General features: G+C 31.9%; 13 protein-coding genes. 4 read left to right on the plus strand and 9 right to left on the minus strand.

Features of this window, described 5'->3' with window-relative positions:
- Window positions 1-112: 112 nt before the first annotated feature.
- Window positions 113-727: an outer membrane beta-barrel protein gene (locus tag SHI72_RS20010; RefSeq protein WP_086894950.1), complete on the plus strand. Its 615-nt coding sequence runs from the start codon at window positions 113-115 to the stop codon at window positions 725-727.
- 183 nt (window positions 728-910) lie between these two features.
- Here the strand turns inward: SHI72_RS20010 and SHI72_RS20015 are convergent, their stop codons facing one another.
- A complete protein-coding gene (locus SHI72_RS20015) occupies window positions 911-2,065 on the minus strand; it encodes a hypothetical protein (RefSeq protein WP_086894951.1) in 1,155 nt (384 codons plus the stop codon).
- 368 nt (window positions 2,066-2,433) lie between these two features.
- Between SHI72_RS20015 and SHI72_RS20020 the strand changes: the two genes are divergently transcribed.
- Window positions 2,434-3,393 carry a helix-turn-helix transcriptional regulator gene (locus SHI72_RS20020; protein ID WP_086894952.1) on the plus strand — a complete coding sequence of 320 codons (960 nt, stop codon included), beginning with the start codon at window positions 2,434-2,436 and terminating at the stop codon, window positions 3,391-3,393.
- 61 nt (window positions 3,394-3,454) lie between these two features.
- Here SHI72_RS20020 and SHI72_RS20025 read toward each other — a convergent pair whose 3' ends face one another.
- Window positions 3,455-3,955 (minus strand): DinB family protein, encoded by a 501-nt coding sequence (locus SHI72_RS20025; RefSeq protein ID WP_039113216.1) that lies wholly within the window; start codon window positions 3,953-3,955, stop codon window positions 3,455-3,457.
- 83 nt (window positions 3,956-4,038) lie between these two features.
- Window positions 4,039-4,518: a DinB family protein gene (locus SHI72_RS20030; protein ID WP_039113217.1), complete on the minus strand. Its 480-nt coding sequence runs from the start codon at window positions 4,516-4,518 to the stop codon at window positions 4,039-4,041.
- Window positions 4,519-4,825: 307 nt separating this feature from the next.
- Here SHI72_RS20030 and thiL point away from each other — a divergent pair, with 307 nt between their 5' ends.
- Window positions 4,826-5,872 carry a thiamine-phosphate kinase gene (gene thiL / locus SHI72_RS20035; protein ID WP_039113218.1) on the plus strand — a complete coding sequence of 349 codons (1,047 nt, stop codon included), beginning with the start codon at window positions 4,826-4,828 and terminating at the stop codon, window positions 5,870-5,872.
- A gap of 64 nt (window positions 5,873-5,936) precedes the next feature.
- Here thiL and SHI72_RS20040 read toward each other — a convergent pair whose 3' ends face one another.
- From SHI72_RS20040 to SHI72_RS20060, 5 genes are all read right to left on the minus strand, one after another.
- Window positions 5,937-6,629 (minus strand): response regulator, encoded by a 693-nt coding sequence (locus SHI72_RS20040; RefSeq protein ID WP_323491169.1) that lies wholly within the window; start codon window positions 6,627-6,629, stop codon window positions 5,937-5,939.
- The gene (locus tag SHI72_RS20045; RefSeq protein ID WP_039117940.1) at window positions 6,619-8,676 is read right to left on the minus strand and encodes a tetratricopeptide repeat-containing sensor histidine kinase; all 2,058 of its coding nucleotides are present in this window, start codon (window positions 8,674-8,676) and stop codon (window positions 6,619-6,621) included. Before SHI72_RS20045 ends, SHI72_RS20040 begins: the two co-directional genes overlap by 11 nt.
- A gap of 97 nt (window positions 8,677-8,773) precedes the next feature.
- Window positions 8,774-9,088: a 3-oxoacyl-ACP reductase gene (locus SHI72_RS20050; RefSeq protein ID WP_323491170.1), complete on the minus strand. Its 315-nt coding sequence runs from the start codon at window positions 9,086-9,088 to the stop codon at window positions 8,774-8,776.
- 175 nt (window positions 9,089-9,263) lie between these two features.
- Complete coding sequence (locus tag SHI72_RS20055; RefSeq protein ID WP_323491171.1) at window positions 9,264-10,079, minus strand: LytTR family DNA-binding domain-containing protein; 816 nt, start codon at window positions 10,077-10,079, stop codon at window positions 9,264-9,266.
- 360 nt (window positions 10,080-10,439) lie between these two features.
- Window positions 10,440-11,981, minus strand: coding sequence for a glycine--tRNA ligase (locus SHI72_RS20060; RefSeq protein WP_323491172.1), 1,542 nt, complete (start codon window positions 11,979-11,981; stop codon window positions 10,440-10,442).
- A 98-nt stretch (window positions 11,982-12,079) separates the two neighbouring features.
- On the opposite strand from SHI72_RS20060, the gene SHI72_RS20065 reads away from it, so the two are divergent.
- A complete protein-coding gene (locus SHI72_RS20065; RefSeq protein WP_039117939.1) occupies window positions 12,080-12,763 on the plus strand; it encodes a ComF family protein in 684 nt (227 codons plus the stop codon).
- A 14-nt stretch (window positions 12,764-12,777) separates the two neighbouring features.
- Here the strand turns inward: SHI72_RS20065 and SHI72_RS20070 are convergent, their stop codons facing one another.
- Window positions 12,778-15,453 (minus strand): reprolysin-like metallopeptidase, encoded by a 2,676-nt coding sequence (locus SHI72_RS20070; RefSeq protein ID WP_323491173.1) that lies wholly within the window; start codon window positions 15,451-15,453, stop codon window positions 12,778-12,780.
- Window positions 15,454-15,565: the final 112 nt, after the last annotated feature.

Here is a 15,565-nt window from a genome sequence, read left to right on the forward strand (position 1 = left end):
ATTAAATAATGGATAAAATCTCACTTTATTAAGTATTTATTTGTAAGTTTTTAATTATTTTTACATATATGAATTAATCAGATTTTATTTAAACAATTTAAAAGCAATGATTATGAAAACAAAAATCACAACACTTGTAGCGTTATTTACATTTTGTTTTGCAAACGCACAACAGAAAGAAGTAGAAGAAGAAGTAAAAACAGCAAAAGGAGTTCAGTTCGAAAAAGGAAACATGTTTATTGAGGGTTCAATTAAAATCAACACTGGAGGTCAAGCCGATTTTTACGGTTTCAGTCCAAAATTCGGGTACTTCTTAGATGACAAAATAGCTATTGGAGCTAAATTAAATTATTCTGACAACAAGATTAAAACACCCGAATCAAAAACTACTGTCTTTGGAATTGGTGCTTTTGCCAGATACTATTTTTTACAATTAGATTCTAAACGTTTCAAAGCATATGGTGAAGCTGGACTTGGATATGGTCGTAACAGAGTAGAGACTCCTTTAATTGATGATACAAGCAATAGTATTACTGCAGATATTAATGTAGGACTAAACTATTTTGTTACAAGAAACATAGCTGTAACTTTTACATTAGCAAATGTTCTATCTTACAACAGTGTTTCACCTGAAAACGGACCTTCTTCAAACACATTCCAGTTAAACATTAACTTATTTGAGAATGTTTTCGACCAACCTCAATTTGGATTACTTTATAAATTTTAAATAAATAATCCGATTAACGAAATAAAGGCAACCTTATAAGGTTGCCTTTATTATTTTATCATTTCTGATTTTTTTTTTTAATCCCACAATCTTCAAAGGGCAGTTATGTTGTTATAAAATTGAATAACTTGATTTTTTTTTTAAATAAACTGCACAGAAGCTTACTGCTCAACTATTCAAATTTCAATAAATAAATGGTGAATTTACCTTACCGTCTCTTATTGACCATACGGTCCATCCACGACGATCTCTTACTTCTAAGCCTCCTAGATTAGTCAGAGTTATATAAGAACCTACAGACCCCGTTTTACCTGTTGTTTCTGTACTCCATAATGCCTTCGTTCCACCAAAATAAGTTGCGAAATTACCGTCAGTCTGCATATCAACATGTGCAATATCCCCTATACCCCCTGTTCCAATTCTATTTGTTTGCCAAATTATTATCCCTCTCTCTTCAAGCACAAGATTTCCATTTTTCTTTAATGTTAATGTATACCAATAATTATTAGAAATAAGAAACTCTCCCGCTTTTAAACTTTGGCCTGAGGCCAATCTGTCAGTAATAATAGAAGTCGGGGCGGGATATAATGTTGCCGCTGATACTTTATCTTCATTCGATAAAACATTATTCCAAGAAGAAGAATATCCATTAAAGGTCAAAAAGCTTGGAAAAGAGTAAAGCATAATCGATTTCTCATCAAAATTAGTATAGTCTACTGTAGAAGTTGAAAATTTATTTAGAATATTATGGTCAACTTCTGCCTTATCCCAACCTGCCAACGCATAATAATTATATGCTGCAGCTGCATTCCATTGGATTGGTGCTGTAGGATTTTGATGCTCATGCGCAAATCCTAAGGCATGTCCAAATTCATGAATGATAACACGACTAAATTCCTCTTCAGAAGTACTATTATCAAACCATCCAAAGTTCATTGATGGTGAATTCTGTGCGGTGTTATAACATCCAACGCCAATGCTAGACCAAGATCCCTGATCACCATTCCATTTGAAACTAATTTTAATTGCAGCATCACCAAATGTCACCCATTCATACTTTAGGTTTGCATGTTGTAGCCATACACTAGCATATTGCTTCACTTTATTCTGTAAATAAGTATCTCCATTCAAAAACTTGATTCTTATAGTCTGCCCTGGCATCCAGTAAGAGCCTTTATAGGAAACTCTTCCTGTGGGACTTACATCAAAATCAGGTTCTATTGTTGTACAAGATCTAAAAGGAGTTATTCCTAGTTCATCATTTGAAAATGATTCTAAAGATTCACTATTGCAGGAAACTAATATTGCCAAAAACAATAAGATAAGATACTTTTTCATAATAATTTAATTTTTAAAATTAAGTATAAATATAAGTAAATATTTACACATGTTAAAAAATTAACAAAAAAAAACACCTTAACGTACAATAATACAAATCCTGAAAACGGATCTTCATCTAGTAGTTTTGAGCTAAACATCAACCTATTTAATAATATTTTTGCACAACCTAAATTTGGATTACTTTATAAATTTTAATACTAGTTTAGAAATCTACTCTAGGTTTTAGAAAATAAAGTACAGCATATAGAAAAGCCCAATAACTTTCGTTATTGGGTTTTTTAGTTTAACAGTTTTATAATTTAAAGCAATAAAAACGAAACCTTTGTATCTTTGAACCTCTGTACCTATAAAAACTCAAAAGAAAAATGCTCGATGAATCCCCAAAACGATTTGACCGAATTGTTGCAATTCTTATTCAGCTACAATCTAAAAAGATTGTAAAAGCACAAGAACTAGCCAATCGTTTCGAAGTAAGTTTAAGAACAATTTACCGTGACATTCGCACTCTAGAAGCATCTGGCGTTCCTATTTATAGCGAAGCTGGTGTTGGTTATGCTTTGATGGATGGTTATCGATTACCGCCAGTTATGTTTACCCGAGAAGAAGCTAGTAGTTTTATTGCTGCTGAAAAATTGATGCAAAAATTTACTGATACTACTTTGGGAAATCATTATGCTTCGGCAATGTATAAATTAAAATCTGTGCTTAAAAGCGACGATAAAGATTGGGTTTCTACAATTGAATCGAGTGTTTTAATGCAATCTACCGAGAAACTTTTTAACGATAAATCTCCAAATACACTCACTTTACTTTTTGAAAGTATTGCCGAAAAGAAACAAGTTATTCTTTCTTATCAAGCTTTTACTTCAGACGGAATTACAGAAAGAAATATTGAACCAGTTGGCATTTTTCATGATCACAATAATTGGTATGTTATAGGATATTGCCATTTGCGCACCGATTATCGCCAGTTTAGAACAGACCGTGTACATAGCATAAAAAAAACAGAAAAAGATTTTACATTAGAACATGATTCTCTTGAAACTTATTTGAATAAAAATGAAACTATCCCAACTACCAAAGTGCGCATTCTGATTGATAAAAAGATAGCAAGATATTTATCGCACGAACGAAAATACCATGGTTTCATCTCCGAAAAAGAAATCGATGGGAATATCGAGATGACTTTTATGAGCCGAGATATTGAAAGTGGCTTTCCGCGTTGGTTCTTAATGTTTGGAGATTACGCTACAATTCTGGAACCTGAGCGATTAAAAACACGAACTTTAGAGTTATTAGAAATTAACAGACAAAGACTTTTATAAAAAAACTCCTAAAATGAGATTTCATTTTAGGAGTTTTTTCTATATCAAATATTCGTAATTTTTATTGCTGAGCATGAACAACATTATAAAAATTATAATCTGTATTTGATGCATCTGTAATACCAATATTACGACCAATTGTAACTATCTGCCCTCGATGATACGTACCATGGTTTACAACCTGCAATAAATAATCACATATTGGCAACTCACATTGAAACCAAGGACTTTCAATTTTAATTTTTCTGGATAATTCTTCTTCTGAAAGTGATTTGATATATTCAGACAAACGAGCTGATCTATTTACTAATCCTTCAAATATTTCCTTAGTTATCAATTCTGTGTTTTCTCTTTTATCAAATTCAGAAGTCTCTGCTATTATCGAATACCAATATTCTTCGGTTGCCCAAATATGATTGAGTGTTTTAATAATACTAGAATAACTCGAAGCTACTTCTTTATGAAGCAGTTCGTCTGATTTTACAGAAAGCCAATTAACAAATTGCTGATTTACCCATAAATTATAGTCTGCATAATTTGTCATTATTTTTTTTAAGCTCATGATAATTTATTTTAGTTTTTCTGAATAAGAATTGATTTGAAAATATAATTTGATTGATGATTGAAAGGATTATTTAATTCTAATTATCTTTCCCAGAAAAAAGGAGGCTCAATACCTAATGCTCTTAGATAAACATACCCTTGTCCGCGGTGGTGCACTTCATTATCGATAAAATATAAGATATTCTGAACGATCGGAAATTCATATTGTCCAAACAAATTAAAATTTTCACTAAAATCTTCTATCTTTAATTGCTCCCAATATTTATTAATCTCATCGGTAGATTCATCCCATTTTTCAAGGTATTGCGCTTTAAAAATTAATTTCTCTTCTCCTTCTTTAAAAGGCTGACTGTCTCGATTTACGATACTTTTTAAGGCTGGTGCCGCAATCGCCAAAAGTTCATCTGTCAATTTTGAAAAAGGACGCATTCCGCCAATAGAAAATTCAAAGAAATCTTTTTCAGGAAAAGCTTCAATTACATGACGTGTCAATGCGCGATGACCTTGCCAATGTTTTAATAAATCTTCTGGAGTAATAACTTGTGCTGCTAGTGTTTTCATAATTTTAAAGTTTTGATTTTTTATTACTTCAAAAGTAAATCGAGTCGGTGACAACAGTTTGTCAGTAGTGATTTTATTTTTTAAAATTATTTCAAAAATAAAACATAAACAACTAATAATCAAACATATAAATAAAAAATTTATGTATAATTTTTCTTTAAAAAATCTTTATATTGACATAAAAACACAAAAGGCTAAACAAATTTTACTTAAAACAAATACCTCTAGTAAATGGCCTTCTTTTTAATTAGTCAAAACCTTTGCATCTTTGTACCTTTGCACCTAAGAAATTTAGTACCGTAACAAAATGATTGAAGATAAAAACCCACAACGTACCAGCATAGCGCAATTAGGCGAATTTGGACTAATTGAGCACTTAACACGAAACTTTGATGTTACACAAGAATCTACTTTAAAAAGTATTGGCGATGATGCTGCTGTATTAGATTTTAAAGACAAAAAAGTAGTCGTTTCTACCGATTTATTAATCGAAGGTGTGCATTTTGATTTGGCTTATATGCCTTTAAAACATTTAGGTTACAAAGCTGTGGTGGTAAACATTTCAGACATTTGTGCCATGAATGCTAAACCAACACAAATAACTGTTTCTGTAGCTGTTTCTAATCGTTTTCCATTAGAAGCTCTAGAAGAATTATTTGCAGGAATCACGCATGCTGCCAAAGAATATAATGTAGATGTAATTGGTGGTGATACTACCTCATCTCAAAAAGGATTAATCATTAGTATTACTGCTATTGGTGAAGCCGATGAAAATGAAATCGTATATCGTAATGGCGCTAAACAAACTGATTTATTGGTTGTAACTGGCGATATTGGAGCCGCATATATGGGATTACAGGTTCTAGAAAGAGAGAAACAAGTTTTTCAGGTAAATCCTAATTCGCAACCTGATTTAGATGCCTATACTTATTTAATAGAACGCCAATTAAAACCTGAAGCTCGCAAAGACGTTCGTACTTTGTTACATGCCTTGGAGATTAAACCAACATCTATGATTGATATTTCAGACGGATTATCATCGGAGATTATTCATTTGTGCAAACAATCTAAAGTAGGTTGTAACTTATATGAAGATAAATTACCGCTAGATCCTCAATTTATAAATGTTTGCGAAGAATTTAATATCGATAGTACAACTGTAGCAATTAATGGTGGAGAAGATTACGAATTACTTTTTACTATTGCAATGGAAGATTTTGAAAAGATAAAAGCAAATCCAAACTTCTCAATTATTGGTCATATGACGCAAGAAAGCGAAGGGATTCATTTAGTAACTCGTGCTAATACAAAAATTGCTTTAAAAGCCCGCGGATGGGATGCTTTAAGCGAATAATTACATATATCCATAAAAAAAGACATCTTATCAGATGTCTTTTTTTATTTTATAGAAGCGCTGTTTATAAAAGTCCTTTGTTCCTGGCTTCGTGTACTAAATCATCATCTGTACCGTCTGTTACTTTTAGCAATTCTTTTAAATTTTCTATTCTTCTTATTGTAGCTTTCAAAGAAATGGGAATGTAATGTGGCATTTCGTCTGTTTTAGTTCCTTTGGATAAATGAAACAGAATTTGTTCGTCAATCTGATCAATTTCGATGGAGTCTTTTGGTGATTTTTCTAACATTTCAACAACCGACTGGCTGTAGTAAGTCTTTTTTTTCATCACTTTATCAAAAGCAAATAACAACTCATCAAATGTTAAATCATTTTTTATGATTAATCCTCTAGGATTTATTGTTCTAATGATTGTTTTTATCTTAAGTAATTCGGTGTACATTGTTAGCAAAATTATTTTACAATTTGGCATATGTTCCATAATCAGCTTTGCTAAATCTTCTCCCGAATATATTTCCATTTCTTCATAAGCAGGCATACTAATGTCTAGAAATGCAATATCAAAACTTGTTGTTACAGGATCCATAATTACCTCGTAACCCGATTTACAATCTTTGGCCTGAGTAATTAAAAATTCATATTCTTTAGGATTATATCTCGTAATCGCATTTTTGTACCCTTCAATTATAAAAGGATGATCATCTACTATAAATATGTTATTCTTAATTATTTCTACTGGAGGTTTATCAGTTGTCATTATGCTGAAGGTTTATTTTTTGATCAATTGGAATTTTAATTACTATAACTGTTCCATCCGCTTTATTAGATTTTATATCAACGGTTCCATCGCATTCTTTTACTCGATAGAAAATATTTTGCAAACCAATTCCTTTTTTGGTTCTATTTACATTAAATCCTACTCCATCATCACTTATCAACAACGCCAAATGATTTACTTCATTTTTAAGCTCTATTTTTATTGTTTCTGCTTGTGCATATTTATTACAATTTTGCAATGCTTCCTGAATAATTCTGTACAGATTTATTTTAATGGAGTTACTTACCAAATCCCATCTTATACTTGAATCAATACTCGAGATTAATTTTGATTTAAAAGTAACTCTTTGATTTTCCAATAACTTATCAAGAATCATTACAAAATTATTAATCAATTCTGATTTCTCTTTATTTAAATCATGCGAAATTTCCCGAATATCTTGCTCAATTTCTTTTAAATCTGATAAATATTTTTTGCGCTTTACAGCTGCTGCTGCATCATCTACTTTATCTAAGCTGTCTAAACTTATCCTAACCCCAAACATTCGCCCTAAAACACCATCATGTAAATCTTGGGCTACCTTTTTCTTCTCTTTAATTCGAATAGCTTCAATTGTATTTTGTTGCGAAATCATCAGGTTGTAAATATCTTCATTGGCTATCTGTTGCTGCTGTTTAAAAAGCAGCTCTCTATTTTTCGCTTTTTGTGCCAAATAAACATAAAAAAAGAGTCCTAATAAACCACAGATACTAAAAACATATATCAATGTTCGGTTCTGAACATTTAAACTCGTATTTTCATCTTTTATTTCATTAGTTTCATATTCTATTCGGGAAAATTTTTCTCCCATCTTTCTTTCTGCTTTTTGTGCTTTTTCATTTATCTGTATATATTCTTTCGAATAAACCGATGCATTTGTTGGATCTACAAGAGCCATTTGCTTAAGTGCCTCAAGTGTATTTCTTAATCTATTCGAATTTCGGGATAACTTAAGTGCATCTTTACAATATTGCATTGCTTTTGAAGTATCTTTTTTATAGGCAAAATACTCAGATAAATGTATTTTACTAGATATGACCCCTGACTTAAGATCTAGACTGTCTCTAATTTTCAAAGATTTATAAAATAGATCTGGAAGTCCTTCAGACTCATGCAACTTAAATTTAGAATAAGCCAAATTATCATATAACATAGCATATAATATAAGTTTTTCCTTAAATAAGTTTTTTTGTTCTAATCCTTTTTGAAAATATATTTTTGCTTTTTTATAATCATTCATACTTAAATAAACAAAGCCAATATTATTTAGCGAAGTCGCTTTTAGCTGAAGATCTAATGGGATTGATTTATCTTCAAGAATAACTAAAGCCTTATTATTAAATTCCAAAGCCTTATCATATTCTTCTCGCTCCTTGTATAAAATCCCTAAAAGATTATAGGATTCATGCAATAAATAACTTACTTTTTTCTGACGCTTCAAAAGCCGCAAGGCTTTAAAAACCATTATTTCACTCTCAAAAAAATCGCTTATGTTATATTGTAGAGTTGCCTTACTCAAAAAAGTTCTGGCAAGATTATAGTCATCATTAATCCGGATATACAATTTCTCTGCCTTATAGTAGTTCCTAAAAGCACTATCAGGAACTGTTTTAAAACTATAGTAATCTCCTAAATAAGCATAAGCCTTAGCCATACTAACCGTATCAAGGTTACTTTTTGATCGTTCTAGTATGAGTTTTGTTGTTTCTCGATAGGCATTCCAATCATTCATATTGTAATACCGATTGGCTACTTTAAATAAATTTACTCTATTAACCGAATCATCTTTTTGATTGATAATTATATCGAATGCTTTTTTATTATACTCTTGTTTGGACTTAAATGGCACGTTGATATCATTTGCCAATGACAAATAAAGAGACAAACTATCTACAGAGGAAGTCACATTGTTATCGACAATGCTTTTCTTGGTACAGCCCAAAAAAACAAAAACTAATAACAATAATATAGGGTAGATTTTTTTCAATAGTACATTTGGCTTTTATCAAAAATACTAAAACTATAGACACAAAAAAAGGCTGTCAAAAAATTGACAGCCTTTTTTTACATATAAACTCTTTGTTCTAGTCTTGTTTTCTTCCTCCTCCTGCTGATCCACCACCGTCAATAGGCTGTCTATAACTGTTAGTTGCTGACAAATCTAACATATAACCATTATCTTGTTTTCTACCTCCTCCTGCTGACCCACCACCATCAATAGATAAATCAATGTAAATATCTTGTTTTCTTCCTCCTCCTGCTGATCCACCGCCATCAATAGGTGGTATTATCTCACTTTTTGCATTTAATGAAATATTTTTAGTTGTTTCTGGAGTAGTAAAAGAAGTTGCTACTAATGCTAAAGAAAATAATGCGATTGTTGTGATTGAAGTTTTCATAATCTGGGGATTTTTATTGTTAGTATTTTTTTACGTTTTAAATGATCGCTTATTGCTAAATCATGGTGTAAAATTAGTACTGTAATCCCCTTTTCAACTCTGTAAAAAGGCATATATGGTGGAATGCTGCCAAATGGTAGTGTACGTAGGTCAAATACGTGTAAATACTTAGTTGCTAGACCTCTATATAGTTTCCGTTAGCAAACTCGGCAATTATTATCTCTACATTTCTTTTATAAGTCTTAGAAAATGGTAGTTTTTTTGTAGAGTTTTTTATGTAACAAACTGAGTTCCCAGTATGTATCCTCGCAATATGGTTTCTGTTGATGATATAACTGTTGTGTATGCGTATAAATGGATGTAATAAAATAGCCTCAAAATACTTTAAAGTTTTAAAAGCTGTTATCATTTCTCCAGTATTCAAATAAATATCTGTCGAATTATTATCTGCCTGAATATAGGTAATATCTTTTGCTTGAATGTATCGATAATCTCCATACGATTTAACACATAACACTAAAGATTGATTAATTTTTTGTACCTCGATAGCATCTCCTTTAAGCGAGGTTTTAAAATCCTGAACGGTTTGATTGCTAATTAAATTTACCTCATAACTAGGCCAATCTAGTTTTAAAATCGTTTTGAGTAAATCTGCCCGTTTAAGTGGTTTTAGCAAATAATCCATTACGCCATACTTAATCGCATCAAAAGCAAAATCTTTTTTGGTGGTTGTAATAATAACTTTAGGAACTATCCGCAAATAATGATAAAGCTCATTTATAAATGATAACGAAAGATTACTTGTATTATCTTTTGGATCTATCTCAAGAAATATAATATTTGGATTATGCTCCAAAACTAAATTTAATCCTTGCTGATATGTATTTGCAATAGCAACAAAAATTAGCTCTGAAAAACCATCTGCTAATTCCTTGGTTTTTAGAACACTTTCTTGATTATCATCAATAATAATGTATGAATAATTTTTCAATGCTTTTGTAGATTTAGTGGTATTATTTTACAAGAACCGAACTGATAATTATATGCAAATTTATCTCCTTCATTGGAATTTCAACAATAAAATCTTATTTTTAGCTTTAATAAAGCAATTAAATTTACATATTTCCTTTTTTTAAAGATTTTATTGTTAATATATTTTAAACAAATGTTAACACATTAAGACGAAGTGCAAATATATCCGATGAAATGCACAAAATAAAGTCTTCTTTAATATATTATCTCTATTTTTTGCATGTTTAAAACATACCTTTTCTAAACAAAAAAAGCTTCTCAAATGAGAAGCTTTTTTCTTATTTTTAATTATCGATTATACTAATAATCGATTCTTATTTTACATTTTCATTAACCAATTTTTCATCGAAACTTCATTTTCGATAATTGATCTTAAATCGGCAATAGCTACACGATCTTGTTTCATTGTATCTCTATGACGGATTGTAACTGTTTGATCCTCGATAGTTTGGTGATCAACTGTAATACAAAAAGGAGTTCCTAATGCATCTTGTCTTCTATAACGTCTTCCTACTGCATCTTTTTCATCATAAGAAACATTGAAATCCCATTTTAAATCTTCGATGATTTTTTTAGAAATTTCAGGCAAGCCATCTTTCTTTACCAATGGTAAAACTGCTGCTTTTGTAGGTGCTAAAACTGCTGGTAGTTTCAAGACTGTTCTTGTAGAACCATCTTCTAATGTTTCTTCTTTTAATGAAGTTGCAAAAACTGCCAAGAACATTCTATCTAATCCTACTGAAGTTTCTACCACATAAGGAACATAATTTTGATTTAATTCAGCATCAAAATACTGTAGTTTTCTACCAGAGAATTCTTCATGCGCTTTTAAGTCAAAATCTGTACGCGAGTGAATTCCTTCTAATTCTTTAAATCCAAAAGGGAAATTAAACTCGATATCCGCAGCTGCATTAGCATAATGTGCTAATTTTTCGTGATCATGAAAACGGTAATTTTCTTTTCCTAAACCTAAAGATAAATGCCAGTTTAAACGTGTCGTTTTCCAGTGCTCGTACCATTGCATTTCATCTCCTGGACGTACAAAAAATTGCATTTCCATTTGTTCGAATTCACGCATACGGAAAATAAATTGTCTTGCAACGATTTCATTTCTAAACGCTTTTCCTGTTTGTGCAATTCCAAAAGGAACTTTCATTCTTCCTGATTTTTGTACATTCAAGAAATTCACAAAGATACCCTGAGCTGTTTCTGGACGTAAATACAAGTCCATTGCAGACTCTGCAGATGCTCCTAACTTAGTACCAAACATTAAGTTGAATTGCTTTACATCTGTCCAGTTTCTAGATCCAGTTTCTGGATCTGCAATTTCTAGTTCTTCGATTAAAGCTTTAACATCTTCTAAATCTCCATTACCTAAAGAGCGTCCTAAACGTTCTCTGATTTCTTTTTCTTTAGCTAAGTATTCAATTACTCTGGCATTTGTATTTACAAATTCCTGTTCGTTGAAAGCATCTCCAAAACGAGCACTCGCTTTTTCGATTTCTTTTTTAGCTTTTAGATTTAGCTTTTCAGCATAATCTTCTACTAGAACGTCAGCTCTATATCTTTTTTTAGAATCTTTATTATCAATTAACGGATCATTAAAGGCATCAACGTGGCCTGAAGCTTTCCAGGTCGTTGGATGCATTAATATTGCGGCATCTAAGCCTACAATATTCTCATTCATCTGAACCATTGATTTCCACCAATATTCACGGATGTTTTTCTTTAACTCTACTCCGTTTTGCGCGTAATCATATACTGCACTTAAACCATCGTATATTTCGCTCGACGGAAAAATAAATCCGTACTCTTTTGCGTGCGAAACTACATTCTTAAATAAATCGTCTTGTTTTGCCATAGTAATGCAAAAATATAAAAAGTCCTTGTAAAAAAAAGAAAAATTGCAAAGATTGAAGCCTGAATTTCTTTATTTTTGTAACTAAATTCTTTCTATTTGTGTTTAATTACATTATTAACCTGTTTTTCCCAAAAGCGTGTGCTGGATGTCACTCTTTTTTGATGGCAAATGAAACTATAATTTGTACCATTTGCAGACATGAAATGCCTCTAACCCAATATTATTTAAATCCAAAAAACGAAGCTTTTAAAAAATTTTACGGGAAAATTGAAGTCGAACATGTTTCAGCTTTTCTTTATTTTAATAAGAAAGGAATTGTGCAGGAACTCATCCATAACTTAAAATACAAAGGGCATGAAAATATTGGCACTATGCTTGGCCAATGGCATGTCGAGGATTTAAAAGAATTAGTACTAGATATACCTTTTGATATGATTATTCCAGTTCCTTTGCATCGAAAGAAATTTCATGAAAGAGGCTACAACCAAGTAACTACATTTGGCCGCGCTCTTTCTCAAGGTTTACAAATAGATTACAACGATACTTTATTGATTAGAACCAGATACTCTAAAACCCAATCTAAAAAAAATCTTTTAGGAAGATCAGAAGGTCTTAAAGAAATATTTGATGTCTCGTTTACCGAAGACAAACACGATAAGCATTTTTTACTTATCGATGATGTAATCACAACTGGAGCAACACTTGAAGCTTGTTCTCGTGCATTACTAAAAATTCCAGGTGCCAAAATCAGCATTGTTTGCATGGCAATGGCACACTCTTAAATTAGCTTTAGTATTTATTCGAAACCAATCTTTTTTACTGTTTTTCTATCCCCATCATATACAACCAAGAAATAAATCCCTGTATCTAAACGATTATTCAGTATAATTTTTTGCTTGAAATTTGCCATACTTTCAAATGTATTACGGTAAACTTCTTTACCCGCATCATTGTATATAAAGACTCTAACTCCATCTGTTGATTCACATCTAAAAGCAATTTCAAGATCTCCTTTAGTAGGATTAGGATAAGCTATAAGCTCCTTTGGCATAACAATAACTTCTGTTTGCAAAGTGTATTTTTTTGTACAAATCTCAATTGAGCCTGAATCTATTGTACCATCTCTCCCTACGTAAGCATCTCTTACCTTGAATGCCCAAGTTCCTGCAGCATCTTTATTATTAAAACTGTTAAGCAAATCAGTAGGAGTTACAGTTTGTAAAGTAGGTATTGAGCAATCTAAAGCTGTTCCCCAATCATCATACTTTAATAACAAACTGGCGTTTACATCTCCACAATTTCTATTAAACAATCGTACAATTGTTCCTTGAGGATTTACTAGTTGCATCTCTACATCCGACAATCTTGTATGTGTCAATCCTACGGAAACATTTACATCTGAAACTATCCCTGCATCGGCTGGAACATTTATATTTCTTGTTGTATATGCTAATGCATTAGGTATTGCAAAAGCTGCTCCAAGTGGATACGAAGTACATGTTGCATCAACTTTATAACCAATTGCAAATGATCTACTGTTTACTGCATAATAGATATTGGCTGTAGGTTCAATTAAAATTCTGCAATTTGTTGCTGTTACATCCTCTGGAACATCCACTGTTTGAGAACCATCATTAGGTGTATTTGCAGCTAAGACAATCGGAAAGGTTAAACCTCCATCTGTAGAAAGTTTTATATTTACATTAGTCGATCCTGGCAAAGTATTCGTGCTTTTTACATCCCAAGTAATAATCTGACTCGTTCCATGAAGCCACCCAATAGCATCTGTGCTTTGTGATGTTACTGTAAATGGTCCAATATCTTTTATTACATTTACAATCATTGTAGCTGTATTGGTTTGTGCTGTTCCCGCAGCAGCATTATCACGACCTGTTAATGTAAAATGTAAAGTTCTGGGGATTGACGGAGCCGACTCCCAAGTACTCGTTACTTTACCTGAAAGAACAAGGTCTAAATTTGGCATATAACGTATAGGTGAACTCGAAGGCGGAAATGATCTAAACAAAGGACCATCTGATTTATTTGGGGTAGCAACGCTAGCACCTCCTGATGTTGATGTTGCCGAATCGTTTTCTTCCCAGCAATAAGTAATCGAATCTGCACCATTACCAGACCCCGTCCCTTTTAAAACAAAAGCAGTACTAACCGGAATGCTGTAATTGGCACCCGCATTAATCACTGGAGGGTTATTTACTAAAGGTGTACTAACTGGGCATGTTTTTGTCGCTAGATTTTCTTGAATTTGTAAAATACTAGCATACGTAAAATAATCATCGGAGTGATCTTGTATATTATACTGATCCTCGGGTATAACTCCTGCATATCCCATGATTGTAGAACCACTTCCCGGTTCTACATTTACGCCTGCTCCTTCTATAGCATAAGAAAAAGTATGGGTTGCTCCTAATTGATGCCCAAATTCATGTGACACAAAATCAATATCAAAGGTATCTCCTTGTGGTTTTCTATCAGATGGAGATGTAAACCCACTTCCTTTAGAATTATCTACACATACGCAACCAATACAACCAGCATCACCGCCACCTCCTGATGCTCCAAATAAATGACCAATATCATACGCATTTTCGCCAATAACATTTGTTAAAGTAGTTTGAACTTCTTGATTCCAAGCTCCTTTAGCTCCTGTGGCTGCATCAGAATAAGGGTCTGTCACTGCATTTGTATAAATAACTGCATCAGTATTAGCAATTAAAATTAATCTTAAAGCCAAGTCTTTATTAAAAACTCCATTAACTCTTGTCATCGTAGCATTCATTGCTGCTAATGCGTTAGCTTTTGTACCTCCAAAATAAGCCGCATATTCGCCTGTACAAGACAATGCCAATCGTAGAGTTTTAAATACTTTATTGTTTGCTGCTATTTTAGCTGTCTTAGCTTTTAATTCTTTATTTAATACAATATCTTTTGTCTTACATGTTAATGGCAAACTTCCTTTATCTCTGCTTTTGGCAGTAAACAAAAAATACTCTCCACTATTTGCTGTAACAGGTTCGATAAATTCAGAAGCGTTATCAGCTCTTAAAACCATCGTCTGGATTCCTTCTGGAGAAACACTAAAATGAATTTTTGCTGTTTTATCTTTACTACTTATTCCTTCGTAAGCTCTAATATCTGGGTATTTTGCTTGTAATTGAGGATCAAAATTTGAAGATTCCCACACAGTATATTTTTCGAAAGCACCATCCATATTAGGAATCGTGATTTCAGCTGTAGTTCTTTTATCAGTTTTAAGTTGTGCACTAGCAAGTTTTTCTTTCAAAAAAACTTCGTTTAGTTTATAAACAATCTTTTCTCTATCGTCTGACTTTACATTTCCTCTCTCGGTAATCGAAGTGGTACTTTGACTAACTTTTTTCCACATTTCGTTACTTTGTGCCTGAATTTGGACAGAACTAAAGATAATTAATAAAAGAAGTATAGTTTTTTTCATGTTGAGAAATATTTAAAGTTCAAAATTAATTCAATTAATGTGAATAAAAAGATTTAATCGTCAAGTAATTATATAAAATCGTCAAATAAAGCTTTTTTAGCAAAATCATCCC

Origin of the sequence: Flavobacterium sp. PL02 (genome assembly GCF_035013205.1) — a bacterium.
Lineage (GTDB): Bacteria > Bacteroidota > Bacteroidia > Flavobacteriales > Flavobacteriaceae > Flavobacterium.

Excerpts from the sequence above, each read along its gene's own strand:
- SHI72_RS20060 (WP_323491172.1), bottom strand. The coding sequence starts at position 11,981 with ATGGCAAAACAAGACGATTTATTTAAGAATGTAGTTTCGCACGCAAAA.
- SHI72_RS20030 (WP_039113217.1), bottom strand. The coding sequence starts at position 4,518 with ATGAAAACACTAGCAGCACAAGTTATTACTCCAGAAGATTTATTAAAA.
- SHI72_RS20010 (WP_086894950.1), top strand. The coding sequence starts at position 113 with ATGAAAACAAAAATCACAACACTTGTAGCGTTATTTACATTTTGTTTT.
- SHI72_RS20050 (WP_323491170.1), bottom strand. The coding sequence starts at position 9,088 with ATGAAAACTTCAATCACAACAATCGCATTATTTTCTTTAGCATTAGTA.
- SHI72_RS20015 (WP_086894951.1), bottom strand. The coding sequence starts at position 2,065 with ATGAAAAAGTATCTTATCTTATTGTTTTTGGCAATATTAGTTTCCTGC.
- SHI72_RS20025 (WP_039113216.1), bottom strand. The coding sequence starts at position 3,955 with ATGAGCTTAAAAAAAATAATGACAAATTATGCAGACTATAATTTATGG.
- SHI72_RS20040 (WP_323491169.1), bottom strand. The coding sequence starts at position 6,629 with ATGACAACTGATAAACCTCCAGTAGAAATAATTAAGAATAACATATTT.
- SHI72_RS20070 (WP_323491173.1), bottom strand. The coding sequence starts at position 15,453 with ATGAAAAAAACTATACTTCTTTTATTAATTATCTTTAGTTCTGTCCAA.
- SHI72_RS20020 (WP_086894952.1), top strand. The coding sequence starts at position 2,434 with ATGCTCGATGAATCCCCAAAACGATTTGACCGAATTGTTGCAATTCTT.
- thiL (WP_039113218.1), top strand. The coding sequence starts at position 4,826 with ATGATTGAAGATAAAAACCCACAACGTACCAGCATAGCGCAATTAGGC.